Raw genomic sequence first — 22,567 nt, 5'->3', positions numbered from 1 at the left:
GATCGTGACTAGGCCACGCAGGCCTCGAAGCCCTTCTTCAGCTCGGCTTCGTCGAGGTCGCGGCCGATGAAGACCATGCGGCTGTAGCGGTTGTCCTTGTCGGTCCAGGGGCGCTGGAAGTCGCCTTCCAGGATCATGTGCACGGCCTGGAACACCAGGCGGCGCTCCTCGCCCTTCACGTCGATGATGCCCTTGGCGCGCAGGATGTCGACGCCCTTGGCGGCCAGCAGGTTGTTGAGCCAGACGGTGATCTTCTGGCCGTCCACCGGCTTGTCGAGCGTCAGGGAGATCCCCTTCACACCGTCGTCGTGGATGTCGCTCTTGTGGTCGTGCCCATGATCATGACCGTGGTCGTGACCGCAGTGCTCGTCATGCACATGGTCATGGTCGTGGTGATGGTGGCCATGATCGTGGCCGCAGTGCTCGTCGTGCACGTGGCCCGGCTCGCCGTGGCCGGGGTTCAGGAAATCCGGCTCCAGCTCGGTGATCCGCTCTAGGTCGAAGCTGTGCTTGCCGATGATGGCGCTCAGCGGAACGTTCGAGCGCTGGGCGCGGTGGATCGGGGCCAGCGGGTTGATCTTGCGGATCCGGGCCTCGACGTGGCGCAGGTCGTTCTCGTCCACGAGGTCGGTCTTGTTGAGCACGATCTGGTCGGCGAAGGCGATCTGCTCGACCGCTTCCTTGGAGTCCGACAGCCGCAGCATGATGTGCTTGGCGTCGACCAGGGCGGTGACCGAGTCGAGATAGGTGCGGGCCTTGACGTCCTCGTCGACGAAGAAGGTCTGGGCCACCGGGCCCGGATCGGCCAGGCCCGTGGTCTCGACGACGATGGCGTCGAAGCCGCCCTTGCGCTTCATCAGGCCGGAAAGAACCCGGATCAGGTCGCCGCGCACCGTGCAGCAGACGCAGCCGTTGTTCATCTCGAACACTTCTTCGTCGGCCCCGACCACCAGGTCGTTGTCGATGCCGACCTCGCCGAACTCGTTGACGATCACGGCGTAGCGCTTGCCGTGCTCCTCGGTGAGAATGCGGTTGAGCAGCGTGGTCTTGCCGGCGCCGAGATAGCCGGTCAGCACGGTGACGGGGATCTTGCCGGGGGCGGAAGCGGTCTGGGTCATGGCCGCTATTTAGGGGGCCGGACGCGGAAGCGAAAGTCAGGTCTTCAGGAACGCCACCGCCAGGCCGACCAGCACCAGGGCCGCGCCGAGGATCGTCTCCTCGTAGCGCTCCAGCCAGTCGAGGTTCAGGCGGCGCACGCCGGCCAGGGAAAGGCCCGTGAACAGCAGCATCCCCGCGGCCGTCGCCGCCAGCAGCACGACGCTGAGCAGCAGGAACGCGGCCCAGCCGTGCTTCATGCCGGCCAGGTAATAGGGCAGGAAGGCCTCGCAGGGCGACAGGGTCAGCAGCACCACCAGGGCCATGATCGCCGCCCGGTCCGAGGTGTAGGCCTTGCGGCCGGCCTCGGGCAGGCCGTGGCTGTGACGGCCCCGCGCTATATAGAAGAGACCGACGGCGACCATCAGCCCGCCGACCACCCAGTGGAACAGGCCGCCCAGCTTGGGCTCCAGCGCCAGGCCCGCGATCACCAGAAAAAGGCCCAGCAGGATGGTCAGGGCCACGTGGCCCAGGCCCGCCAGCAGGGTCACGCTCAAGGTGCGCGCCGCCGACCATTTCTGCGCGCGGCCGACCAGCACGAACGGCAGCCAATGGGTTGGCAGGGCCGCATGCAGGAAGGCCACCATGAAGCCGGTGGCCGCGATCGAGGCGAAGAAGGCGGACGTCACGCCCGCGCTATAGCCTGTTACAAAATAACGAGCCAGAGGACTCGTGCGCCGGCGGCTGCTTGCCTCGCCTGGCGCTGGTAGAAGCGTGGCCATGACGCCCGGTCCGGAACTGCAAGCCGCCATCGACGCGGCCTATGATGTGTTCGCCGCTTACCGCCGCCCCGGCCGGCTGGAGGCCGCGCCGGCGCGCGACCCGGACCGCATCCTGGCGGACCTGACCTCCGCGCCGCTGCGCGCGCTGAGTTCCGAACGGATCAGCTATTACGCCGGCAAGGCCATGACCACGGTCGGCGACGACAGGAACTATCGTCACTTCCTGCCGCGGCTTCTCGAACTCGCCGCCCAGGACGACTGCGGCGACATGGGAACCGATCCCGAAGGCCTGGCCCGCAAGATCGTCTACGGCGACTTCCAGAAGTGGCCGCGCGACGAACGGGCGGCGGTGATCGGCGTATTCACGGCCGCCGCGCGCCAGGCGATCGGCGAGGCGCTCGACCAGGCGACCCCGGAGCCGTGGCTGATCGGGCTGGGCGAGCTTGGCGAATCCGTTTCGCCGCTTCTGCAGGCCTGGCTGGCCGCCACGTCTGTGGACGCGGGGCTGCACCTGGTCGAGGCGGTCCGGTCAGAAGCCTTCCGCGGCCCCCACCGCGACAGCTTTTTCCAACCCGATCCGGAGGCGCTGGCCGTGCGACTCTGGCTGCGAGGTCCTGCGGTCCGCGAACGGCTTGAAACCCTGCTTTCGGAAGTTCCTGAAGACGAGATCTGGCGCGTCGAGGCCGCCCTGATCGAAAGCGCGGCGGCCGACTGACCCGGGCCGGTGGCGGGGCCGCATGTTGAATCTCGTCAAGCGCTTGAGAGGCGTCCTTGGCCGTTGACTCACAGCCTTTCGGCGCTATAAGTGCGCCCCTCTCGCCCGCCGGGTCTCCTCGCGGGCGTTCCGTTATTTTGCGAACAGCACGTTATTTAAGGCGCTAACCTATGTACGCGGTCATCAAAACCGGCGGCAAGCAGTACCGGGTCCAAGCCGGCGACCTGCTGGTCGTCGAGAAGCTCGACGGTCAACCTGGCGCGGAAGTCGCGTTCGGCGAAGTTCTGCTGCTGGGCGAAGGCGAGGCCGTGACGGTCGGCGCCCCCACCGTTGACGGCGCCGTCGTCAACGCCACCCTGATCGAAACCCGCAAGGGCGAGAAGGTGAAGATCTTCAAGAAGATCCGCCGTCAGGGCTACCGCCGCACCCGCGGTCACCGCCAGACCGAGTCGGTCCTGCGCGTGACGTCGGTTTCGGGCGCCGGCAAGGAAACCAAGTGGGACGGCGCGATCGACCTGACCCCGAAGGTCATCCTCGACGCCCGCGCCCGCGGTCTCGGCGACGCCGCCGTGCCGGCCACCATCCCGGAAGCTCCGGTGAAGGCCGAAGCCGCCCCCGCTCCGAAGAAGAAGGCCGCGCCGAAGAAGGCCGCGGCTTCGGAAGCTCCGGAAGCTGAAGCTTAAGATCCGCCAGGGTCTTTTTTGGAATTGATCTGACCCAGGTCCGCTCGCGGAAACCGGGTCGAAGATTAGGAGAGCATCATGGCTCACAAGAAATCTGGCGGCTCGTCGAGCAACGGTCGCGACTCGGAATCGAAGCGCCTTGGCGTAAAGAAGTTCGGCGGCGAGAAGGTTCTCGCCGGCAACATCCTCGTGCGTCAACGCGGCACCAAGTTCTACCCGGGCGCCAACGTCGGCATCGGTAAGGACCACACCCTCTTCGCTCTCGTGCAGGGCGCCGTGGGCTTCGTGACCAAGAAGAACAACCGTACCTACGTGACCGTGGCCCCGGTGGCCCAGGCCGCCGAATAGTACGATCAGAAGTCTCCCTTCGGATCGTGCTTCCAAAAGAAGACGATCCGGACGCGACGAATACGAAGCGGGCAGTCCGGACGCCGGACTGCCCGCTTTTGTTTTGTCCACGCTCCACGAAATAGCCCCACCATGGCAATTGGAGCGTCACGGTCCCGCACTATCTGAAGCCTGTCGGAGCGACGGCCTCGGCGTGAAGAAGGACCGGGAAAGGGAGACGCGCCATGTGCGTGATCGAAAGAAGCCCCGTCATCGAGACGCGGCGGCTGACCTTGCGGGCTCCGGACATGTCCGACGCGCCGCGCATCGCCAGCCTGGGCGCTGACTACGCCATCCCGAAGATGACCACCCGCATGCCCTGGCCCTACGCCCTGGGCGACGCGGAGGAGTTCGTGGCCCGCGTGCAGTCGCAGGACTGGAGCCGCGCGGCCACCTTCGCCATCGAGCTGGAAGACGCCGGCGTCGTCGGCGTGCTGGGCTTCTTCCCCAACGAGGACGGCCGGCTCGAGGTCGGCTACTGGATCGGCCGGCCGTTCTGGGGCCGGGGCCTGGCCACCGAAGCCCTGCAGGGCGGCCTGTCCTGGGCCGCGCACGACTGGCGTCGCAAGCTGGTCGTCGCCGGCCACTTCGCCGACAACCCCGCCTCGGGCGAGGTCCTGATCAAGGCCGGCTTCCTCTATACGGGCGTCGTCGAGGACAAGCCGTCGGTGTCGCGCGGCGCGAGCGTGGCGACGCGGATGATGGTGTGGCTGGCTTAGGCCGGCCCGCCTCCTACTTCCGTGTTCCCATCTTCAGGACGGGCCCCTCCGCCAGACGCGGCGGACTTGCGCGCGCGTTTCTCGGCGCGCCTTGCCTTCTCGCGCGCCCGTATCCGATCCCAGTACGCGCTGTGGCGCTTGACCCAGAAGACGTTCAACACGGCGAACGGAATGGACCCCCAAAGCGCCGCGAACAGCCCTCGTGCGACCCAGCCTCCCTGGAGCAAGCAGGCGCTGCAGGGGTAAGCGAGCGCAAAGCGGAGCACCACGCCGACGCGCCCCGGCGTATCCGCCAGGCGTCCGATACAGGGTTCGAGCAGCGCGGGGCTGCAGGCGACGATGAAGGCGAGAACGAACGGCAGAGCGATCGGCAACCACCGACCAGGCGGGATGCCGGCGCTCTTTCTTATTTCCCGCTCTTCATTGGTAAGACGACGCACGACGTCAGCCTCACACGCGAATCCGGCGGCCGCAACGGGTCGTGAGCGCCTTCGCCGCGACGGGAGGTAGAGGCGAGACGCCGCATGATATAGAATGCACACCCATAATATGGGAGGCATCATGCATCGTCGCGTTCTGTCCGGTCTGGCGCTCGCCCTGGCCCTTACGGCGCCCGCCGCCGCTTTCGCCGAGGCCAAGAAGCCCCTCTATCGCGACCCGGTGTTCGACGGCGCCGCCGACGTCGCCATCGCCTGGGACAAATCGGACAAGCTTTGGCGGATGTTCTACACCAACCGCCGCGCGACACTGAAGCTGGACGACCCCAAGGACGTGGCCTGGCTGCACGCCACCGCCATCGGCGTGGCGACCTCGAAGGACGGCCTCTCCTGGAGCTACGCCGGCACGGCCAACATCCCGACCGCCTGCACCGGCGAGACCCTGTGGGCGCCGGAGATCTTCACCGAGAACGGCGTCCACCACATGTTCCTGACCGTGGTGCCGGGGATCTTCCATCGCTGGAACCTGCCGGAAGCCGGCGCGAAGATCGTCCACCTGACCTCGACCGATCTCAAGGCCTGGACCTGCGCCGACACCCTCGACCTCGGCTCGGACCGGGTGATCGACGCCGGCGTCATCAAGGCGCCGCAGGGCGGCTATCGCCTGTGGTTCAAGGACGAGCGCAAGAACAGCCGCATCTTCTTCGCCGACAGCCCGGACCTGAAAACCTGGACCCGCCAGCCGACCTTCGTCGCCGATTTCGCCGGCGAGGGTCCCAAGGTGTTCTTCTTCGAAGGCTGGTGGTGGATGATCGCCGACGCCTGGAAGGGCCTGGCCGTGCTGCGGTCCAAGGACGCCGTGACCTGGGAGCGCCAGCCGGGCTTCATCCTCGACAAGCCGGGCGCGGCGCCCACCGACCGCGACCTGGGCCACCACCCCGACGTGGTCGTCAACGACGGCCGGGCGCTACTCTACTACTTCGTCGGCCAGGGCAAGGAAGACGAGGCCAAGACCGACCCGGTCTGGAACCAGCGCACGGTGATCCAGCTGGGCGAGCTGAAGGTGGTGGACGGCTGGCTGGCCGTGGATCGCGAGGCGGTCGTGAGCAAGGGGCTGAAGGGGCCCAAATGATCCCTCTCCCCTTGCGGGAGAGGGTGGCCTCCGAAGGAGGTCGGGTGAGGGGTTGCACGAACAGAAACGCCGCGAAAGCCGATCAGCTTTCGCGGCGTCTGACGTTTGAGAGACCCCTCATCCGTCGGCTTCGCCGACACCTTCTCCCGCAAGGGGAGAAGGACCAGGTCAGGCCGCCCGGTGGGTGTGGATCACCTTCTGCGGGCCTTCGCGGAAGCGCTTTTCAGCCGTGACGATCCGCTCGCACAGGGCGTCGAGGTCGCTGAGCAGCGAATAGGTGGCGTAGATCGGGATTTCCATCATCGCCACCTGCGCCCGGGGCATGAACTCGCAGTACTTCTTCCACGAGATGTGGCTGTCGCGGGCGTTCATGGCGCGCTGGCCGAGCGGGTTCCAGAGGTCGAGATCGACCAGCTCATCACGGCATTCCTTCATCACCGGCAGGGCGATGTAGAGGAACAGGAAGGTCGGGGTGGCCGCGCGGCTGAACTGCGGCTGCACCTGCATGTGCCAGATGCGGAAGGCCTCGAAGAAGTTGGCCTTGCGGGTCGGATCCGGCGGCAGCCAGGTGGCTTCCTGGTTGATCACCTCGGCGGCGCTGGCGGCGCGCTTGACCAGTTCGTCGGCGCTGCGGCCGCCGGCCATGGTCTTGGACAGGGCCGCGACGGGGATGTTCAGCTTCTTGGCGACGTCGGTGAAGCTGACCTGCTGGCCGCCCATCGGGGTGAACTGGCCGAAATTGGGGGCGTTGGGAGCCTTGGCGCGGCGGATGGCGGCGGCCTCGTGCTCGATCTTCTGGGCCTCGCGCTTCTTCTCGGCCTGGAGGCGATCGAAATCGGCCTCGTGCGCGGCCTGCTCTTCCGGCGTCATCCAGCGGGCGCGACCGGGTCCGTAGGTGCGCTCGAGCCGGTTGATCAGGACCAGGACATGGTTTTCGGACGGCCGGGTGCCGATGTCGCCGAGGAAGGCGCGGAAGTCGCGCCAGGTGCCGGTCACGCCGGTGCCGCGGCTCATCAGGATGTTGCGATGGATCGAGGCCTCGCCGGCGTATTTCCGGCAAAGCGTCTGCAGAGTCAGGTCCTTGAGGTCCTGATCCAGTTCGCCTCTGACGTTCGCATCCGTCGACAACGTCAGCCTCCCCCTCCACGAGAAATAGAGAATTTTCGCCCCGGGACCGTTTGTCGCACCCGTACGTTTAACATTTCGTCACGATACCGAACAGCGTTCAAGGCAGCGTTTGTTTGTCGCAATCCCGACACGGGAAGCGTCCGAACGCACTTTCTCGAGGTTGCGCCAAGTCCATTTTACTCGACGCGAAACCCGTGTTGAGACAAAAGACGCCCATGAAATTCCTGGATCAATGCAAGATCTTCATCCGCTCCGGAAACGGCGGCGGCGGGTCGGTGTCTTTCCGACGCGAGAAGTACATCGAATACGGCGGCCCCGACGGCGGGGACGGCGGTCGCGGCGGCGACATCTGGATCGAGGCCGTCGAAGGCCTGAACACCCTGATCGACTACCGCTACCAGCAGCACTTCAAGGCCGGCACCGGCGTGCACGGCATGGGTCGCCAGCGCCATGGCGCGGCCGGCGACGACATCCTGCTGAAGGTCCCGGTCGGCACCGAGGTGCTGGAAGAGGACAAGGAAACCCTGATCGTCGACCTCGACACGGCGGGCATGCGCGTGCAGCTGGCCAAGGGCGGCAACGGCGGCTGGGGCAACCTGCACTTCAAGGGTCCGGTCAACCAGGCCCCCACCTGGGCCAACCCCGGCCAGGAAGGCGAGGAGCGCTGGCTGTGGCTGCGGCTGAAGCTGATCGCCGACGTCGGCCTGGTGGGCCTGCCCAACGCCGGCAAGTCGACCTTCCTGGCGGCCGCCAGCGCCGCCAAGCCGAAGATCGCCGACTATCCCTTCACCACCCTGACCCCCAACCTCGGCATGGTCGACCTGTCGACCAGCGAGCGCTTCGTCCTGGCCGACATCCCCGGCCTGATCGAAGGCGCGTCGGAAGGCGCGGGCCTGGGCACCCGGTTCCTGGGCCACGTCGAACGCTCGGCGACCCTGATCCACCTGGTGGACGCTACCCAGGACGACATCGTCGGCGCCTGGACCACGATCCGCGGCGAACTCGAAGCCTATGGCGACGAGCTGGCCGACAAGTCCGAGATCCTGGCGCTCAACAAGATCGACGCCCTCGACGAGGAGACCCTCGCCGAGAAGATCGCCGAGCTTGAAGAGGCGGCCGGCGTCCGGCCGATGCTGGTCTCGGGCGTCTCGGGCCAGGGCGTGACCGAACTGCTGCGCGCCGCCTACCGCCAGGTGCGCGAGCGTCGCGGCGAGGTCATTCCCGACGACGAGGACGAAGGGCCGATCGAGGAGACGCCGGGGGGCTGGCGGCCGTGAACCTGGGGGTCGGGGGACCGCTGGGCCAGGCCCGGCGGATCGTGTTCAAGGTCGGCTCGGCCCTGCTGGTCGACGCCGCCACCGGCGCGGCCAACAAGGGCTGGCTGGAGGCCTTCTGCGCCGACGCCGCGGCCCTGCGCGCGGCCGGCAAGCAGGTGGTCGTGGTCTCGTCCGGCGCGGGGGCCCTGGGTCGCCGACGCCTGGGCCTCTCCGGCCGCAAGACCACCCTGCCGGAAAAGCAGGCCGCCGCCGCCGCCGGCCAGAGCCTCTTGATGCGGGCCTGGGAGGAGGCGTTCGAGCCGCACGGCGTCGGCGTCGCCCAGATCCTGATGACCCGCGACGACACCGAGATCCGCCGCCGCTGGCTGAACGCCCGCGCCACGGTCGAGACCCTGCTGTCGCTGGGCGTGGTGCCCGTGGTCAACGAGAACGACACGGTGGCCACCGAAGAGATCCGCTACGGCGACAACGATCGCCTGGCCGCGCGCGTCGCCCAGCTGGCCGGCGCCGACCTGCTGGTGCTGCTGTCCGACATCGACGGGCTCTACACGGCCGATCCGCGCCGCGACCCGACCGCCACCCACATCGCCCGCGTCAGCGAGATCACCCCGCAGATCGCCGGCATGGCCGAGGGCGCCAACGCCTCGGCCGGGGTCGGCACCGGCGGCATGGCCACCAAGATCGCCGCCGCCCGCATCGCCCGGGCCGCCGGCTGCGCCACCCTGATCACCCTGGGCTCGCGCCCGCGCCCGCTGGCCGCCATCGAGGAAGGCGCGCCCGCCACCCTGATCGAGGCCGGGGCCTCGCCCGCCGCCGCCTACAAGGCCTGGATCGCCGGCTCGCTGGCCCCCCAGGGCTGGGTGACGATCGACGCCGGCGCCGCCGCCGCTCTCGCCAAGGGCAAGAGCCTGCTGGCCGCCGGGGTGCGCGCTGTGGAAGGTCCGTTCGACAAGGGCGACGCCGTCCGCGTCCGCGACGAGACCGGCCAGGAAGTCGCCCGGGGCCTCGTCCGCTACGACAGCGCCGACGCCCACAAGATCGCCGGCCTGCGCAGCGACGCCATCGAGGCGGAGCTGGGCTTCACCGAAGGCCCGATGATCCACGCGGATGATCTGGCGGTGGGCGGCTGAAGAAAATCCTCCCCCTCTGGGGGAGGTGGCCCGGAGGGCCGGAGGGGGGACGTTTTCAGCTTCCGAAGAGATGGCCGATTTCGCGCCACTCCCCTCTCCGTCGGCTTCGCCGACACCTCTCCCACAGGGAGAGGGTCCCTATTACCGATGCGGGTTCTCGAAGATCTCTTCGATCGGCCGCTCGAACACGGCGGCGATGCGGTAGGCCAGGTCGAGCGAGGGGTCGTGCTTCTCGGTCTCCAGGGCGTTGACCGCCTGGCGCGAGACGTTCAGCACCTGGCCCAGCTGCTCCTGGGTCCAGCCGCGCTCGACGCGCAGCAGCTTCAGGCGGTTCTTCAACGCGTGCTCCGGACGAAGACGGTCGTCAGGCCGAACATGGCCCAGAACAGCGGCAGGATCAGCCAGCCCGGGGCGTGCGGGGCGTGGGCATAGCTCTCGCCGAAACCCCAGCCGGTGAACAGGGCTATGGACAGGCCGGCGGCGATGATGAACTGGCGCGCCAGAAGGCCGCGCACGAACTCGTCGGACTCGGCCATCAAAGCCAGCAGCGCCCAGATCTGTCCGACCACCGGCGCGGCCACCACGAGGGCCAGCGTCCAGGCCGCGACCGGGTTGGCGCCCACTTCGTCGAAGGCCCCGAAGATCGCGCCCATGTTGACCAGCACGTAGGGGATGGTGAAGGCCGCGATGCGGATCGTGTAGCGCTTCTGCGCCGAGGTCTGGAATTTACCGATGGCCAGCATGGCTCGCCTCCCGTTGATGTAAGGCAAACCTGACACGGCCAAAATGTCATGTCAACCTGACATCATGTCAGGAGAACACGACATCACTTCGGATAGGGCGTCAGCGAATAGGGCCGCGCGTCGGCCTTGGCGCCCCAGGCCTTGTTCGGCGTCGCGCCCATGGTGAAGACCAGCTCGCCGCCGGCCCGGATCTCGGCGTCGCGCAGGAAGACACGGTCCAGCGGCTTGCCGTTCAGGGTGACCCTGGCGACGTAGGGATGGGCGTCCGACAGCCCTTCGGCGCGCACCGTGAAGCGCTTGCCGCCGTCGAGGGTCAGCACCGCCCGCTCCACGAACGGCCGGCCAATGACATATTCGTTCGAGCCCGGGGCGACGGGGTAGAAGCCCAGCGCCGTGAACACCAGCCAGGCCGACATCTGGCCCAGGTCGTCATTGCCCGAAAGACCCTCGGGCGTCGGCCTGTACTGGCTCTCGACGATCTGCTTCAGGCGCGCCTGGGTCCGCCACGGCGCGCCGGCATAGGCGTACATGTAGGCCACGTGGTGGCTGGGCTCGTTGCCGTGGATGTACTGGCCGATCAGGCCGGCGATGTCCTCGGCGTGCGAGTAGTCGAGCTTGGAGTTGTCGTACTCGAACATGGCGTCGAGCTTCTTCACGACCGCCGCGTCGCCGCCCATCGTGGAGACGAGGCCGCCCAGGTCGTGCGGGGCGAACCACGAATACTGCCAGGCGTTGCCCTCGGTGTAGTCGGAGCCGTAGTTGATCGCCGTCGGGTCGAAGGGCTCGCGGAACGTCCCGTCGCTCTTTCGCGCCCGCAGGAAGCCGGTCTTGGCGTCGAAGCTGTTGCGCCAGTTCAGCGAGCGCTTCTCGAAGGTCGCCGCGATATCGGCCCTGCCCAGCGCCTTGGCCATGCGGGCGATGGCCCAGTCGTCGAAGGCGTATTCGACGGTCTTCGACGCCGCCTCCGGCTCACGGTCGATCGGCACGTAGCCGAGGGCCATGTAGTCGGAGAGCCCGCCATAGGGGCCGTAGGTCGCGCTCTTGACCATGGCCTCCAGCGCCGCGTCGGCGTCGATCCCGCGGATCCCCTTCAGCCAGGCGTCGGCGATCACCGGCACGGCGTGATAGCCGATCATCGTCCAGGTCTCCTGGCCGTGGAACGCCCAGACCGGCAGGATCCCGTAGGGGCTGACCTTCTGCGAGGCGACCAGCGAATTGACGAAGTCGGCGTTGCGCCGCTGCGGCTGCACCAGGGTCAGCAGCGGATGCTCGGCGCGGAAGGTGTCCCACAGCGAAAAGGTCGAGTGGTAGGTGAAGCCTTCAGCCTGATGCACCGCGTTGTCGGGCCCGCGCCAGCGGCCATCGACGTCGCCGGAGACGCTCGGGGCGATCAGGGCGTGATAGAGGGCGGTGTAGACGTTGGTCCGCATCGGGGCGGGCGCCGCGACATCGAGCGCGCCCAGCGCCTTCTCCCAGTCGGCCCGGGTGCGCATCCGAAGACCGTCGAAGTCGAAGCCCTTCTCGTCGCTGTCGAGATTGGCCAGGGCCCCGGCCTCGTCGACGGTCGAGATCGCCACCTTGGCCACAAGCGGCCCGTCGATCTGGCCGAAGTCGAAGACGCCGACCAGGGCGCGGCCTTCGAGCTGGGCGCGGTCGCCGCCGGTGCGGCCCGGCTGCTTGAAGCCCTTGTAGGGGACGTCGGTCTCGGTGCTGGTCAGGGAGCGGCCGACCATCGGCCGGCTGAAGCGGATGGCGAAATAGAGCTGCCGGCCCGGCGCCCAGCCCCGCGTCTCGCGCATGCCGGTGACCGTCCCGTCGTCGCGCACCCGGATCCGCGACCAGGAAACCTTGCCCGGATAGTTGTAGATCGAGCTTCGCAGGTCGAGCAGCACCTGGGCCCGCGCGCCCTTCTCGAAGGCGTAGCGGTGCAGGCCGGTGCGCACGCCCGCCGTCAGCTCGGCCCGCACCCGGCTGTCGGTCAGGTTGACGGCGTAGTAGCCGGGCTGGGCGACCTCGCCGTCGTGGGTGAAGCGCGAACGGTAGCCCGAGCCGGGGACCTTCGGATCGCCGGGCTCCAGCCTGGCCTCGCCGCTGACCGGCGCCAGCAGGATGTCGCCGAGATCCGAATGGCCGCTGCCCGAGAAGTGGGTGTGCGAGAAGCCGAGAATGGTCGGGTCCGAGCGCCGATAGCCGGCGGCGCGGGCGTAACTCTGCTTGAACGGCAGGACGTCGGTGTCGGGCGACAGCTGCACCATGCCGAACGGCGCTGCCGCCCCCGGGAAGGTATGCCCCTCCCCGTCCGTGCCGATGAACGGATCCACGGCCTCGTAGGGGGTCTTGTCGGGGATCTGGGCCGGAGCCCGAGCGAGAGCAGGAGTCGCGCAAAGGGCTACGAGCGCGGCAAGCACCAATCCAGGACGCATGGCTTCCTCCTCACAGAAGAAAGCAAACCTAGATGGAGCGAGCCGCGCAGCGCTAGCCTCGCCTACATCTGCACATCCATGACCACCTCGGCCGCTTTCCGCACACCGCCATCGTCATAGGCCACCTCAAAGCGATTGATCCCCCGAACGAAGTGTTTCGCCAACGCCTTCGCGCCGATTGCAGCGATCGCCGAGGTTCGACCTTCCTTGGACTGAATATCACTCACAGCCAGAGTGAGAGGTTCGACACTCTTTCCGTTGACGTTGTCGATAACGAATTTGGAGGGCAACGCCCCTTCAAGCGAGATCTTGATCTTGAAGGTGTCGTGCTTGGGCTGATCCAAGAAGTCGTCCAGCATGAACTCCGCATCGAAACCGCCCGCCAAGCCCGACAAATCAACGACACGCTGGTTGGAAACAGGCGCAACCTCGAGCCGCAGGGCGTTCACGGTAGCGACGTCGAACACGGTGCCCGGCGGCAACTCGGCATTACCTCCCGGCACGAACAACACCGGCCAAAGCAGTAACAGACCAACAGTCCAAACGACGGCCTTATGGCCCGAACCTTCCTTATGGTAGCCGCCCGAAAGCATGACGATCTGCCCGTCAACCGAACGGGTCTCCACGCCTCCGATCGAGATGTTGCCCTGCGTACCTCCCATGTTGCGGCGCTTAACCTTGTCCACGCGGCAGGTCGCCGGGGTGCCGCCTTTAATGAAAATGACGCCACGGCTCTCGACATCGCGCCACACGCGACAACCAACGACCGTGCCGACATCGCCGCCTCCCCGTGCACTGGAGACGCCCTCATCTAGGGTCAGAAATAATCGCGTGCCGGCATCCAGCACAGGGACTGGCGCAGCCGAAGCTGTACCCACGCCCATTTGTAGCGCCGCAACGATCGCGGCGGCAGCCATCACCTTCTTCATTTGCCTCCCCCCTTTTGAGATGCAGCCATCAACTTAGAAGGTGATCGCTCGCCGAGTCCATTCACCTCCCAATAGGTCCGCTGAAAGCGCGCATACCCTTTTGCCATTCCCCCCGAGGCCCAAAGCGCCTAGGTAAGGCTCACTCTGAGCATATCCGGGGACGGACGAGCCATGGACGACGCGGCCGGTGGCCTGCAGGCGACGATGAGAGCGATGGGCCAGGCGGCTCGCGAGGGCGCGCGCGCGCTGCGCCTCGCCACGCCAGCCCAGCGCACCGCCGCCCTGACCGCCATCGCCGCCGCCATCCGCGCCGACGCCCCCGCCATCCTGGCCGCCAACGCCCGCGACCTGGAGAAGGCCGGCAAGAACGGTCTGACCGCGCCGATGATCGAGCGGCTGATGCTGAACGAGGCCCGCCTCGAAGGCGTGGCCGCTGGCGTCGAGGCCGTGGCCGCCATCCCCGACCCCCTGGGCGTGGAGACCTCGCGCTGGACCCGGCCCAACGGCCTGGACATCGCCCGCGTGCGCACGCCGATCGGCGTCATCGCCATGATCTACGAGAGCCGTCCGAACGTGACGGCCGACGCCGCGGCCCTGACCCTGCGCTCGGGCAACGCCGTGATCCTGCGCGGCGGCTCGGAGTGCTTCGAGTCCAACCTCGCCATCCACGGCGCGGTGCTGAAGGGGCTGGAGGCCGCCGGCCTGCCGGCCCAGGTCGTGCAGATGGTGCGGACCACCGACCGCGCCGCCGTCGGCGCCATCCTCTCGGGCCTGGACCGGTCGATCGACCTGATCATCCCGCGCGGCGGCAAGAGCCTGGTCGCCCGCGTCCAGGCCGAGGCCCGCGCCCCGGTGCTGGGCCACCTGGAAGGCCTCAACCACGTCTTCGTGCACGCCGCCGCCGACCTGAAGAAGGCCGCCGACATCGTGCTGAACGCCAAGATGCGCCGCGTCTCGGTGTGCGGCTCGGCCGAGACCCTGCTGATCGACCGCGCGGCCGCCGCCAGGCTGCTGCCGCCGATCGCCGACGTGCTGATCAAGGCCGGCTGCGAGATCCGCGGCGACGCCGCCTCGCGCGCCATCGAGCCCGACCTCAAGGCCGCCAGCGTCGAGGACTGGACCACCGAATACCTCGCCCCGATCATCGCCGTGGCGGTGGTCGACGGGGTCGAGGGCGCGGCCGAGCACATCGCCACCTACGGCTCGGGCCACACCGACGCCATCGTCACCGAGGACGCGAACGCCGCCGAGGCCTTCGTCGCCAAGGTCGACAGCGCCATCGTGCTGGTCAACGCCTCGACCCAGTTCGCCGACGGCGGCGAGTTCGGCTTCGGGGCCGAGATCGGCATCGCCACCGACAAGCTTCACGCCCGCGGCCCGGTTGGGGCCGAGCAACTGACGACGTTCAAGTATGTGGTTCGCGGGACCGGCCAGACTCGTCCCTGAGGCCGGTCGTCCCAGCGCCCAGCGCCTCGGCTTCCACCTGGAGGCCGGGATGCGCGTCGGGCTGTTCGGCGGCAGCTTCAACCCGGCGCACGAGGGCCACGCCCACGTGGCCGAGACCGCCATGCATCGCCTGGGCCTGGACCGGGTGATCTGGCTCGTCTCGCCGCAGAACCCGCTGAAGTCCTCGCACGAGACCCGCCCCCTGCCCGAGCGCATGGCCCAGGCCCGCAAGTGGGCGCGCGGCTCGGGCATGATCGTCTCCGACGCCGAGACGCGCCTCGGCTCGCAGTACACCATCGACACCCTGCGGGTGCTGAAGGCCCGCTATCCCGGCGTGAAGTTCGTCTGGGTGATGGGCGCCGACAGCCTGGCCACCTTCCACCGCTGGCGCGGCTGGACCCAGATCATGCGCTCGGTGCCCGTGGCCGTGGTCTCGCGGCCGTGGGCGGCGCTGAAGGCCCGCACCTCGCCGGCCGCCCGCCGCTTCGCCTTCGCCCGCCGCCCGGCCAGCGCCGCGTCCACGATCGCCGACGCCGACACGCCGGCCTGGGTCTACCTCACCGGCCCGCTGAACTTCGCCTCGTCGACGGCGCTTAGGGCGCGGCCGCCCAAGGGTTAGGCTGGATCACGCCCTAGTGCGGCGCGATCGGCCCTGTCCACAGGGTGGCGACGTCGCCGTCGGACGCGATCGAAAGCGTCCATCCCGTCCGTCCGGCCATCTCGCCGTTCAGCGTCAGCGAACCGCCTTCCGAGCCATGGACGCTTCTCAGGTCCTCCAGCCGCACCTGGGCGATGTCGCAGCCGGGATGCGCGCAGCTGAACCGCCAGCGGCCGGGCGCGGCCAGCAGATCCGCCAGCCGCTTCACGCCGAGGCTCGCCACCGCGTCGGACGACGCCTTGAACGGCGGCCAGCCGGCCCCCGCGCAGTCACGACCGCCCGGGGCGACAAGCAGATAGCCGTCGGCCACCGACAGCCGGTCGGCGACGCTGGGCGGATCGACGCGACGGACGGCTCCATCGGCGGCCACGGGCTCGAAAAGGATCGTCAGGGTCTGCTGGCGGCAAACGCGGTCGGCGATCGGGCGCGGCGCCATCCGCACGTTGATCTTCCGCAGGGCGTAGGCTTCGGGCGTCCCGTCCTCGATATGGACGGAGGGATCCGCGCCCACGGCCTGGGCCAGCACGCGAGCGACAAGCTCGGCCGACGGCAGATCGCGGACCTCTTTCAGCGTCAGTCCGTTCTCGCCCGCCAGGGCCGCGACCGGCGACGACGCGATCAGCAGCAGCCCCGCCGCCCAGCTCGAAAACCCGCCTCCACGCACGATTCACCCCTCCTCCAACCGCCGCAATATAGCCCGCCGCCGCCCTGCGACCACGATCCCCCTCACGTTTCGAGTCTTTCCGTGCTAAGGGAGGCTTTGCGCGAAGCCAATAAGGAGCATTCCGCTGCGTAGCGACCCCGCGCCGACGGCGCACGAGGGACCGGCTGGAGCCGAATCCTCGACTGAAAATCCGACGCTCAGTACGGACCTGAACATCAAGGCGCTCGAGACGCTGATCCTCTCGCGCCTCGACGACGACAAGGCCCAGGACATCGTCCACATCGACCTCACGGACAAGAGCTCCGTGGCCGACAGCCTGATCGTGGCTTCCGGCCGCTCGCACCGTCACGTCGGCGCGCTGGCCGATCACGTGCTGCGCGCGCTGAAGGACCACGGCCTGGGCAAGGCCCGGGTCGAAGGCCTGCCGCACTGCGACTGGGTGCTGATCGACGCCGGCGACGTCGTCGTTCACCTGTTCCGTCCCGAAGTGCGCAGCTTCTACAACATCGAGAAGATCTGGGCCGTCGACGCCCCGCACCGGATGCCGGCGGCTTCGAACTGATCTCTCGCAAGGCGGGCCTCGCCCCTGAGCAGCGCTCGGGGCGGGGCCTCGCCATGCCCTCTCCCCCATGAAGATCACCATCCTCACCGTCGGGAAGCTCGGCCGCATGGTCGAGGCGCAACTGGCGCTGGACTATGCGTCCCGCGCCACCGCCTCGGGCCGCGCCCTGGCGCTGGGTCCGGTCGAGATCCTCGAGGTCGAAGCCCGCAAGCCCGGCAAGGCCGCCGAGGCCGAGGTTCTGCGCCCCCACCTCGAAGGCGCCTATGTCGTCGCCTGCGACGAGCACGGCAAGGTCCACACCTCGCGCGCCTTCGCAGGGCGCCTGGAGCGGCTGCGCGACGACGGCCAGCGCCGGATCGTCTTCCTGATCGGCGGCGCCGACGGTCTGGACCCGTCGATCCTAGCCGGGGCCAACGAACTCCTGGCCTTCGGCCCCCAGACCTGGCCCCACGCCCTGGCCCGCGCCATGCTGGCCGAACAGATCTACCGCGCCGTCACCATCCTGTCGGGCTCGCCGTATCACCGAGATTGAGACGGCCGGTCACCTCGACCGCGCTTTTTTTCTCCCGTCATTCCCGCCCTTGTGGCGGGAAACCCTCTGTCAGCCGCAAGGGCGAATGGGGCGGCGTGCTCAGCACGCCGCTTGTACTTCACGTGCGAGCGGAACCAGGGGTTCCCGCCACAAGGGCGGGAATGACGGGAGGTTGGTGGGGCAAGGCCTTTGAAACCGCCGCGCCCTCAGGCAGATAGGGACCCAATGCCCCGCCGCCTCGCGATCGCCGCCGCCAGCGCCTGCGCCCTGCTCCTCGCCGGAGCCGGGGCCGTCGTCGCGCAGCAGGTCGGCGACCAGCGCACGCGCGACCTGCAGCAGGCCGCCGACACCCGCCGCGAGATCGAGGACCTGCGGGCCGAGCTGACCCGACTGAACCAGCAGCAGGTCTCGGCCGGCGCCGATGTCGACATCAAGCGCCAGCGGCTGGAGGTCCTGCACCGTCGGGAGTCGGCGCTGATCGGCGAGATGGGCCGCGACCGGGGCCAGCTGGCCCGGCTGCTCAGCGCCCTGCAGCTCTTCCGCCGCAACCCGCCGCCGGCCCTGCTGGTCAATCCCGGCGACGCCCGCGACGCCGTGCGCGCGGCGATCCTGATCCGCGCCATGACGCCCGAGCTGCAGGCGCGGGCCGACGCCTACGCCCGCCAGGCCCGCGCCGTCGGCGCCCTGCGCCGCGAAGCCGCCGCCGCCTCCGAGCAGCTGTTCACCGCCGAAAGCGCCGTGGCCGACCGCCGGGGCGAGCTGGAGCGGATGATCGTCGAGAAGACCGAGCTGGAGCGCGCCTACGCCCAGGACGCGATCGCCGCCGACCAGGAGCGCCGCACCCTGGGCGCCCTGACCGACGGCCTGACGACCGCCAGCACCGGCCCCCTGGCCCTGCGCGCCCCGGCCCCGGGCGACGTCATCCGCCGCTTCGGCGAGGCCCTGCCCGTCGGCGGCAAGTCCGAGGGCCTGTCGATCCGCACGGCCAAGGGCCAGGCCGTCGGCAGCCCCGCGGCCGGCACCGTCGAATACGCCGGTCCGCTGAACGGTTGGGACATGGTGGTCATCGTCCGCACCCAAGGCGCCTATCACCTGGTCATGGCCGGCATGGCGGACGTAAAGGTCGCCCCCGGACAATCGGTCGCAGCCGGCGCGGAGCTGGGCAGCATGACGGACCGTGGACCTTTGGAGCCGGAGCTCTATCTTGAAGTGCGCGAGAACGGCGTTCCGGCCGACCCGGGACGCTGGCTCAAGCAGGAGTCGCGGTAGACGACTTTTTCAGCAATGATGGGCGTTCATCATGACGCACGGCCGCGTCGGGGATGGACACGGCCGGACCAGTAACGCGGCGTCACCGCCGCAAGGGAGCCTTCTAGGCCTTATGCGCAAGTACCTGCTCATCGGTGTTTCGGCCTTCATCCTCGGCGCGGGGACGATGGCCTATGTCAGCCCCATCGCCCAAGCGACCATCCCCTCGCAGAAGGCCAAGACCTACAAGCTGCTCGAACTGTTCGGCGACGTGCTCGCCACGGTCGAGGACCAGTACGTCACCGAGGTCGACGACAAGAAGCTGATCGAGGCGGCCCTCGACGGCATGCTGACCAGCCTCGACCCGCACTCGGGCTACCTGTCGCCCGACAGCTTCGAGGACATGCAGGACACCACCCGCGGCGAATACGGCGGCCTCGGCATCGAGGTCACCAGCGAGGACGGCGTGGTCAAGGTGATCTCGCCGATGGACGGCACGCCCGCCGACCGCGCCGGGATCCACGCCGGCGACTACATCACGGCCGTCAACGGCCAGTCGGTGCTGGGCCTGACGGTCAACGAGGCCGTCAAGCAGATGCGCGGCCCGGCCGGCGAGACGGTGACCATCACCATCGCCCGCGAGAAGACCGACCCGTTCGACGTCAAGCTGGTGCGCGAGGTCATCAAGCCCAAGGCCGCCATCGCCCGCATGGAAGGCGACTACGGCTATGTGCGCCTGCCCGGCTTCAACGAGAAGTCCACCGACGCCCTGTCGGCCGCCATCACCGACCTGAAGACCAAGAACCCGCAGATGAAGGGCCTGGTCTTCGACCTGCGCAACAATCCGGGCGGCCTGCTCGACCAGGCGCGCGGCGTGGCCGACCTGTTCCTCCAGGGCGGCGAGATCGTCAGCCAGCGCGGCCGCAATCCGCGCGACATCCAGCGCCTGAACGCCACCCCGGGCGACATCCTCAACGGCATGCCGATGGTGGTGCTGATCAACCAGGGCTCGGCCTCGGCCGCCGAAATCGTCGCCGGCGCCCTGCAGGATCGTCATCGCGCCGAACTCGTCGGCATCACCAGCTTCGGCAAGGGTTCGGTCCAGACCGTGATCCCGCTGCGCGGCGGCGCCGACGGCGCGCTGAAGCTGACCACGGCGCGCTACTTCACCCCGTCGGGCCGCTCGATCCAGAAGACCGGCATCGAGCCCGACCTGGAAGTGGCCCAGACCAAGGACCAGGCCCAGGACATCGCCAACCGCGTGTGGTTCAGCGAGGCCAGCTTCAAGAACGCGCTGAACGCCGACGAGGGCAAGGCCCGCAAGGGCGTCCACACCCCGGCCGAGGCGCCCCCCGCCGGCTTCGACGAGAAGAAGGGCGACTTCCAGCTGGAACGCGCCGTCGCCGTGCTCAAGGCCGGCTCGGTCGAAGCCGTGGTCAAGCTGCCCAAGCCGCAGCCGAAGATCGCCGAGGTCACCGCCAAGGCCGCCGCCGCGGCGGCCACGCCCGGCAAGCCCCCGGTCGAGAAGAAGTAAGGACGTTTTAGAACGTTCGAATGATGAGCCGCCCGTCGAAAGATGGGCGGCTTTTTCTTTGGGTCCTTGCCCGTGGCGGAGGCTGCCAAAGGCCGTCGGGGGCGTTCTCAGCCGCGCCCCTTCCCCCATGGACACCCCGGGCCCCTCTCCCCTTGCGGGAGAGGGTGGCCTGCGAAGCAGGTCGGGTGAGGGGTCTCTCAGATCTCAACACCGCTTGCGGCGGTCAGGCCGGGTGGGGCGTCTCACATCTGAGAGACCCCTCATCCGTCGGCTTCGCCGCCACCTTCTCCCGCAAGGGGAGAAGGAAACCGCGCTACCTCATCCCCAGCGCCGCGATCAGCACCACGGCCAGGCCCAGGGCCAGTCCCGCGCCCGCGCGCAGCACGGCGGCGAGGCAGACGGCGCGGGCCTCGGGGGCCGCGGTGGTGGAGAAGCGGGCGATCTCGGTCATGCTCATCGGACGAGGCCTCCTGATCCGAAGCTTGCGCCCGAGGATCGGCCGGCGGAAAGCGTCGTAAAGCTGTCACGGGCGATCACACCGCCAGACGGTCATTCCTTCACCTTCCACGCCGGAAAAAACGGCGCCCACGCCCTGTCGATTTCGCCGCAGCTTTCGCCAAACAGCGTTAACCATATCTTGGAAGCTTGCCTCGTAAGGCTCGTCCATGGCCGCCGTGTTCTCCCGCAAGCCCGCCTACACCGCCGCCGCGCCCGCCGTTGACGCGGGCGGCGGCGACCTGCGCGCGCGCCTGCTGGCGGCCGCCGGCAATCCCTATATCGGCGCCAGCGCCGCGGCCTTCCTGTTTCTGCTGAGCCTGGCCGTGCTGGTGATGATCACCGGCGATCCCAAGGCCGGCGCGCCCGTGCTGCGCCTGGAACTGACCAAGATCGGCGCCACCACCAACCCGCCCGAAGGCTGGCGCGAGGCCCTGGCCCCGGAAGGCGCCGAGGAAGCCCCGCTGCTGCCTGGCGCGATGGACCTGTCCGACCACCCCTTCGCCCGCCACACGGCCGCGCCGGAAGCCGAAAGCGAAGCCGTCGATCTTGCCGCCCCGCCCGTTCCGTCCGGCGGCGCCCTGGTCCAGGCCCCGCTGCCCGGCCTGTCGGTTCCCGGCCCCGGCGGCGGCCCGCTGCCGGTGATCGGCCCCGACGGCCGCACGGTCGCCGAGGCCTATGCCCGCCCGTTCACGCCCGACGGCCGCCCGCGTGTGGCCCTGGTGATCGGCGGTCTCGGCCTCAACGCCCAGACCACCCGCGCCGCCATCGAGACCCTGCCGCCCGAGATCACCCTGTCGTTCGCGCCCTACTCCGAGGGCCTGCAGGGCTGGATCGACCTGGCCCGCTCGCACGGCCACGAGGTGCTGCTCGAGACGCCGATGGAGCCCAACGACTATCCGGCCAACGATCCCGGCCCCTACACCCTGATCGCCGCCAACCGGCCCGACGAGACCGTGCGCAAGCTGGAATGGCTGATGTCGCGCGCCACCGGCTATTTCGGCCTGACCAACTATCTGGGCTCGAAGTTCCTGGCCTCCGACCCGGCCATGGCCACCTTCATGGCCTCGCTCAAGGCCCGGGGCCTGGCCTTCGTCGACGACGGCGCGGCCGCCCGTCGCGGCGGCCCGATCCCGCGCGCCTCGGCCGAGCGCGGCATCGACGATGATCTGTCCGGCGAGGCCATCGAAGGCCAGCTGCGGGCCCTGGAAGCCGGCGCCGGCGCGCGCGGCGCGGCCCTGGGCGTGGGCTTCGCCTATCCCGTCACCATCAGCCAGGTGCGCAACTGGGCTGGCGGGCTGAACGCACGGGGCGTGCAACTGGCCCCGGCTTCGGCTATCGCCAGGCGATGAGCGCCAAGCAAGACCTCTCCCAGTACCGCCCCAATGTGGGCGTCGCCCTCTTCCACCCGACCGACGGCCGCGTCTGGCTGGGCATGCGCCACAAGCAGGAGCCGCCCTACAACTGGCAGCTGCCGCAGGGCGGCGTCGACGAAGGCGAAGACCTGGAAGCCGCCGCGCGCCGCGAGCTGCACGAGGAGACCGGCGTCACCTCCGCAGCGCTGCTGGGCCGCACCGAGGGCTGGCTGACCTACGACTATCCGGCCGACTTCCTGGGCACGAAACGCGCGCGCGGGTACCTGGGCCAGAAGCAGGTGTGGTTCGCCTTCCGCTTCACCGGACCGGAATCCGAGATCGATCTGACCGCCCACGGCGATGTCGAGTTCGACGCCTGGCGCTGGGGCGCTCTCGACGAAACGCCCGAACTGATCGTACCCTTCAAACGCGGCGTCTACGAACAGATGGTCGTCGCTTTCTCGGGGTTCGCGCGCGTCGCCTGACACCCAAG

General features: G+C 68.8%; 25 protein-coding genes. 15 read left to right on the top strand and 10 right to left on the bottom strand.

The features are described 5' to 3' along the window. Window positions 1-8: 8 nt before the first annotated feature. Both AC1RRS_RS06485 and AC1RRS_RS06480 read right to left on the bottom strand, forming a co-directional pair. Window positions 9-1,118: a CobW family GTP-binding protein gene (locus tag AC1RRS_RS06485; protein WP_492854399.1), complete on the bottom strand. Its 1,110-nt coding sequence runs from the start codon at window positions 1,116-1,118 to the stop codon at window positions 9-11. A gap of 36 nt (window positions 1,119-1,154) precedes the next feature. Next, window positions 1,155-1,784, bottom strand: a complete 630-nt coding sequence (locus AC1RRS_RS06480; protein ID WP_110119192.1) for a hypothetical protein — start codon at window positions 1,782-1,784, stop codon at window positions 1,155-1,157. A 91-nt stretch (window positions 1,785-1,875) separates the two neighbouring features. Here AC1RRS_RS06480 and AC1RRS_RS06475 point away from each other — a divergent pair, with 91 nt between their 5' ends. The 4 genes from AC1RRS_RS06475 (at window position 1,876) to AC1RRS_RS06460 (ending at window position 4,381) form a co-directional block, all read left to right on the top strand. Next, window positions 1,876-2,592 carry a hypothetical protein gene (locus AC1RRS_RS06475; protein ID WP_492854398.1) on the top strand — a complete coding sequence of 239 codons (717 nt, stop codon included), beginning with the start codon at window positions 1,876-1,878 and terminating at the stop codon, window positions 2,590-2,592. Between the two features lie 170 nt (window positions 2,593-2,762). Beyond that, window positions 2,763-3,275, top strand: a complete 513-nt coding sequence (rplU, locus tag AC1RRS_RS06470; protein ID WP_110119189.1) for a 50S ribosomal protein L21 — start codon at window positions 2,763-2,765, stop codon at window positions 3,273-3,275. 78 nt (window positions 3,276-3,353) lie between these two features. Beyond that, on the top strand, window positions 3,354-3,623 hold the full coding sequence (gene rpmA / locus AC1RRS_RS06465) for a 50S ribosomal protein L27 (RefSeq protein ID WP_110119187.1): 270 nt from the start codon (window positions 3,354-3,356) through the stop codon (window positions 3,621-3,623). A 224-nt stretch (window positions 3,624-3,847) separates the two neighbouring features. Then, complete coding sequence (locus tag AC1RRS_RS06460) at window positions 3,848-4,381, top strand: GNAT family N-acetyltransferase (protein WP_492854396.1); 534 nt, start codon at window positions 3,848-3,850, stop codon at window positions 4,379-4,381. Here the strand turns inward: AC1RRS_RS06460 and AC1RRS_RS06455 are convergent. Then, window positions 4,378-4,821, bottom strand: a complete 444-nt coding sequence (locus tag AC1RRS_RS06455; RefSeq protein WP_492854395.1) for a hypothetical protein — start codon at window positions 4,819-4,821, stop codon at window positions 4,378-4,380. The two genes, AC1RRS_RS06460 and AC1RRS_RS06455, sit on opposite strands and share 4 nt — an antisense overlap. Before the next feature lie 121 nt (window positions 4,822-4,942). Here AC1RRS_RS06455 and AC1RRS_RS06450 point away from each other — a divergent pair, with 121 nt between their 5' ends. Further along, window positions 4,943-5,950 carry a glycoside hydrolase family 43 gene (locus tag AC1RRS_RS06450; protein WP_492854394.1) on the top strand — a complete coding sequence of 336 codons (1,008 nt, stop codon included), beginning with the start codon at window positions 4,943-4,945 and terminating at the stop codon, window positions 5,948-5,950. 168 nt (window positions 5,951-6,118) lie between these two features. Here AC1RRS_RS06450 and AC1RRS_RS06445 read toward each other — a convergent pair whose 3' ends face one another. Then, window positions 6,119-7,078, bottom strand: coding sequence for a hypothetical protein (locus AC1RRS_RS06445; protein WP_487289924.1), 960 nt, complete (start codon window positions 7,076-7,078; stop codon window positions 6,119-6,121). 215 nt (window positions 7,079-7,293) lie between these two features. On the opposite strand from AC1RRS_RS06445, the gene obgE reads away from it, so the two are divergent. Together obgE and proB are read left to right on the top strand one after the other, a co-directional pair. Next, on the top strand, window positions 7,294-8,355 hold the full coding sequence (gene obgE / locus AC1RRS_RS06440) for a GTPase ObgE (RefSeq protein ID WP_492854393.1): 1,062 nt from the start codon (window positions 7,294-7,296) through the stop codon (window positions 8,353-8,355). Then, window positions 8,352-9,485: a glutamate 5-kinase gene (proB, locus tag AC1RRS_RS06435; RefSeq protein ID WP_492854392.1), complete on the top strand. Its 1,134-nt coding sequence runs from the start codon at window positions 8,352-8,354 to the stop codon at window positions 9,483-9,485. The genes obgE and proB overlap by 4 nt, the downstream gene beginning before the upstream one ends. Window positions 9,486-9,626: 141 nt before the next feature. Here proB and AC1RRS_RS06430 read toward each other — a convergent pair whose 3' ends face one another. From AC1RRS_RS06430 to AC1RRS_RS06415, 4 genes are all read right to left on the bottom strand, one after another. After that, the gene (locus tag AC1RRS_RS06430; protein ID WP_110133292.1) at window positions 9,627-9,824 is read right to left on the bottom strand and encodes a helix-turn-helix transcriptional regulator; all 198 of its coding nucleotides are present in this window, start codon (window positions 9,822-9,824) and stop codon (window positions 9,627-9,629) included. Continuing rightward, window positions 9,821-10,228: a hypothetical protein gene (locus tag AC1RRS_RS06425; RefSeq protein WP_492854391.1), complete on the bottom strand. Its 408-nt coding sequence runs from the start codon at window positions 10,226-10,228 to the stop codon at window positions 9,821-9,823. The genes AC1RRS_RS06430 and AC1RRS_RS06425 overlap by 4 nt, the downstream gene beginning before the upstream one ends. Before the next feature lie 83 nt (window positions 10,229-10,311). Beyond that, window positions 10,312-12,651, bottom strand: coding sequence for a GH92 family glycosyl hydrolase (locus AC1RRS_RS06420; protein ID WP_492854390.1), 2,340 nt, complete (start codon window positions 12,649-12,651; stop codon window positions 10,312-10,314). 62 nt (window positions 12,652-12,713) lie between these two features. Further along, window positions 12,714-13,580, bottom strand: coding sequence for a hypothetical protein (locus AC1RRS_RS06415; protein ID WP_492854389.1), 867 nt, complete (start codon window positions 13,578-13,580; stop codon window positions 12,714-12,716). A 171-nt stretch (window positions 13,581-13,751) separates the two neighbouring features. On the opposite strand from AC1RRS_RS06415, the gene AC1RRS_RS06410 reads away from it, so the two are divergent. After that, window positions 13,752-15,026: a glutamate-5-semialdehyde dehydrogenase gene (locus AC1RRS_RS06410; RefSeq protein ID WP_492854388.1), complete on the top strand. Its 1,275-nt coding sequence runs from the start codon at window positions 13,752-13,754 to the stop codon at window positions 15,024-15,026. Then, window positions 14,992-15,645: a nicotinate-nucleotide adenylyltransferase gene (locus AC1RRS_RS06405; protein ID WP_492854387.1), complete on the top strand. Its 654-nt coding sequence runs from the start codon at window positions 14,992-14,994 to the stop codon at window positions 15,643-15,645. Before AC1RRS_RS06410 ends, AC1RRS_RS06405 begins: the two co-directional genes overlap by 35 nt. Before the next feature lie 13 nt (window positions 15,646-15,658). Here AC1RRS_RS06405 and AC1RRS_RS06400 read toward each other — a convergent pair whose 3' ends face one another. Next, entirely contained in the window at window positions 15,659-16,348 is a 690-nt protein-coding gene (locus AC1RRS_RS06400) for a hypothetical protein (RefSeq protein ID WP_492854386.1), read from the bottom strand. Between the two features lie 124 nt (window positions 16,349-16,472). Here AC1RRS_RS06400 and rsfS point away from each other — a divergent pair, with 124 nt between their 5' ends. From rsfS to AC1RRS_RS06380, 4 genes are all read left to right on the top strand, one after another. Further along, window positions 16,473-16,910, top strand: a complete 438-nt coding sequence (gene rsfS, locus AC1RRS_RS06395; protein ID WP_199228392.1) for a ribosome silencing factor — start codon at window positions 16,473-16,475, stop codon at window positions 16,908-16,910. Window positions 16,911-16,977: 67 nt separating this feature from the next. Continuing rightward, a complete protein-coding gene (rlmH, locus tag AC1RRS_RS06390; RefSeq protein WP_492854385.1) occupies window positions 16,978-17,442 on the top strand; it encodes a 23S rRNA (pseudouridine(1915)-N(3))-methyltransferase RlmH in 465 nt (154 codons plus the stop codon). 225 nt (window positions 17,443-17,667) lie between these two features. Beyond that, entirely contained in the window at window positions 17,668-18,711 is a 1,044-nt protein-coding gene (locus AC1RRS_RS06385) for a murein hydrolase activator EnvC family protein (protein WP_492854384.1), read from the top strand. A 112-nt stretch (window positions 18,712-18,823) separates the two neighbouring features. Then, entirely contained in the window at window positions 18,824-20,224 is a 1,401-nt protein-coding gene (locus AC1RRS_RS06380; protein WP_487289942.1) for a S41 family peptidase, read from the top strand. A gap of 313 nt (window positions 20,225-20,537) precedes the next feature. Here the strand turns inward: AC1RRS_RS06380 and AC1RRS_RS06375 are convergent, their stop codons facing one another. Further along, on the bottom strand, window positions 20,538-20,681 hold the full coding sequence (locus AC1RRS_RS06375) for a hypothetical protein (RefSeq protein WP_492854383.1): 144 nt from the start codon (window positions 20,679-20,681) through the stop codon (window positions 20,538-20,540). 208 nt (window positions 20,682-20,889) lie between these two features. On the opposite strand from AC1RRS_RS06375, the gene AC1RRS_RS06370 reads away from it, so the two are divergent. Further along, window positions 20,890-22,071: a divergent polysaccharide deacetylase family protein gene (locus AC1RRS_RS06370; protein ID WP_492854382.1), complete on the top strand. Its 1,182-nt coding sequence runs from the start codon at window positions 20,890-20,892 to the stop codon at window positions 22,069-22,071. Next, window positions 22,068-22,559 carry an RNA pyrophosphohydrolase gene (locus AC1RRS_RS06365; RefSeq protein ID WP_492854381.1) on the top strand — a complete coding sequence of 164 codons (492 nt, stop codon included), beginning with the start codon at window positions 22,068-22,070 and terminating at the stop codon, window positions 22,557-22,559. The genes AC1RRS_RS06370 and AC1RRS_RS06365 overlap by 4 nt, the downstream gene beginning before the upstream one ends. The last annotated feature ends 8 nt before the right edge of the window (window positions 22,560-22,567 follow it).

The organism is Caulobacter sp. GW821-FHT12A07 (assembly GCF_058807655.1).
The sequence above is the reverse complement of the archived record's forward strand: the minus strand, read 5'-3'. Positions and strand labels throughout refer to the sequence as shown.

Coding starts and splice junctions, on each gene's coding strand:
- AC1RRS_RS06450 (WP_492854394.1), top strand. CDS start 4,943: ATGCATCGTCGCGTTCTGTCCGGTCTGGCGCTCGCCCTGGCCCTTACG.
- AC1RRS_RS06415 (WP_492854389.1), bottom strand. CDS start 13,580: ATGAAGAAGGTGATGGCTGCCGCCGCGATCGTTGCGGCGCTACAAATG.
- AC1RRS_RS06405 (WP_492854387.1), top strand. CDS start 14,992: ATGTGGTTCGCGGGACCGGCCAGACTCGTCCCTGAGGCCGGTCGTCCC.
- AC1RRS_RS06380 (WP_487289942.1), top strand. CDS start 18,824: ATGCGCAAGTACCTGCTCATCGGTGTTTCGGCCTTCATCCTCGGCGCG.
- AC1RRS_RS06385 (WP_492854384.1), top strand. CDS start 17,668: ATGCCCCGCCGCCTCGCGATCGCCGCCGCCAGCGCCTGCGCCCTGCTC.
- AC1RRS_RS06485 (WP_492854399.1), bottom strand. CDS start 1,118: ATGACCCAGACCGCTTCCGCCCCCGGCAAGATCCCCGTCACCGTGCTG.
- obgE (WP_492854393.1), top strand. CDS start 7,294: ATGAAATTCCTGGATCAATGCAAGATCTTCATCCGCTCCGGAAACGGC.
- AC1RRS_RS06410 (WP_492854388.1), top strand. CDS start 13,752: ATGGACGACGCGGCCGGTGGCCTGCAGGCGACGATGAGAGCGATGGGC.
- AC1RRS_RS06475 (WP_492854398.1), top strand. CDS start 1,876: ATGACGCCCGGTCCGGAACTGCAAGCCGCCATCGACGCGGCCTATGAT.
- AC1RRS_RS06370 (WP_492854382.1), top strand. CDS start 20,890: ATGGCCGCCGTGTTCTCCCGCAAGCCCGCCTACACCGCCGCCGCGCCC.
- AC1RRS_RS06365 (WP_492854381.1), top strand. CDS start 22,068: ATGAGCGCCAAGCAAGACCTCTCCCAGTACCGCCCCAATGTGGGCGTC.
- AC1RRS_RS06375 (WP_492854383.1), bottom strand. CDS start 20,681: ATGAGCATGACCGAGATCGCCCGCTTCTCCACCACCGCGGCCCCCGAG.
- AC1RRS_RS06460 (WP_492854396.1), top strand. CDS start 3,848: ATGTGCGTGATCGAAAGAAGCCCCGTCATCGAGACGCGGCGGCTGACC.
- rpmA (WP_110119187.1), top strand. CDS start 3,354: ATGGCTCACAAGAAATCTGGCGGCTCGTCGAGCAACGGTCGCGACTCG.
- AC1RRS_RS06420 (WP_492854390.1), bottom strand. CDS start 12,651: ATGCGTCCTGGATTGGTGCTTGCCGCGCTCGTAGCCCTTTGCGCGACT.
- rplU (WP_110119189.1), top strand. CDS start 2,763: ATGTACGCGGTCATCAAAACCGGCGGCAAGCAGTACCGGGTCCAAGCC.
- rlmH (WP_492854385.1), top strand. CDS start 16,978: ATGAAGATCACCATCCTCACCGTCGGGAAGCTCGGCCGCATGGTCGAG.
- AC1RRS_RS06425 (WP_492854391.1), bottom strand. CDS start 10,228: ATGCTGGCCATCGGTAAATTCCAGACCTCGGCGCAGAAGCGCTACACG.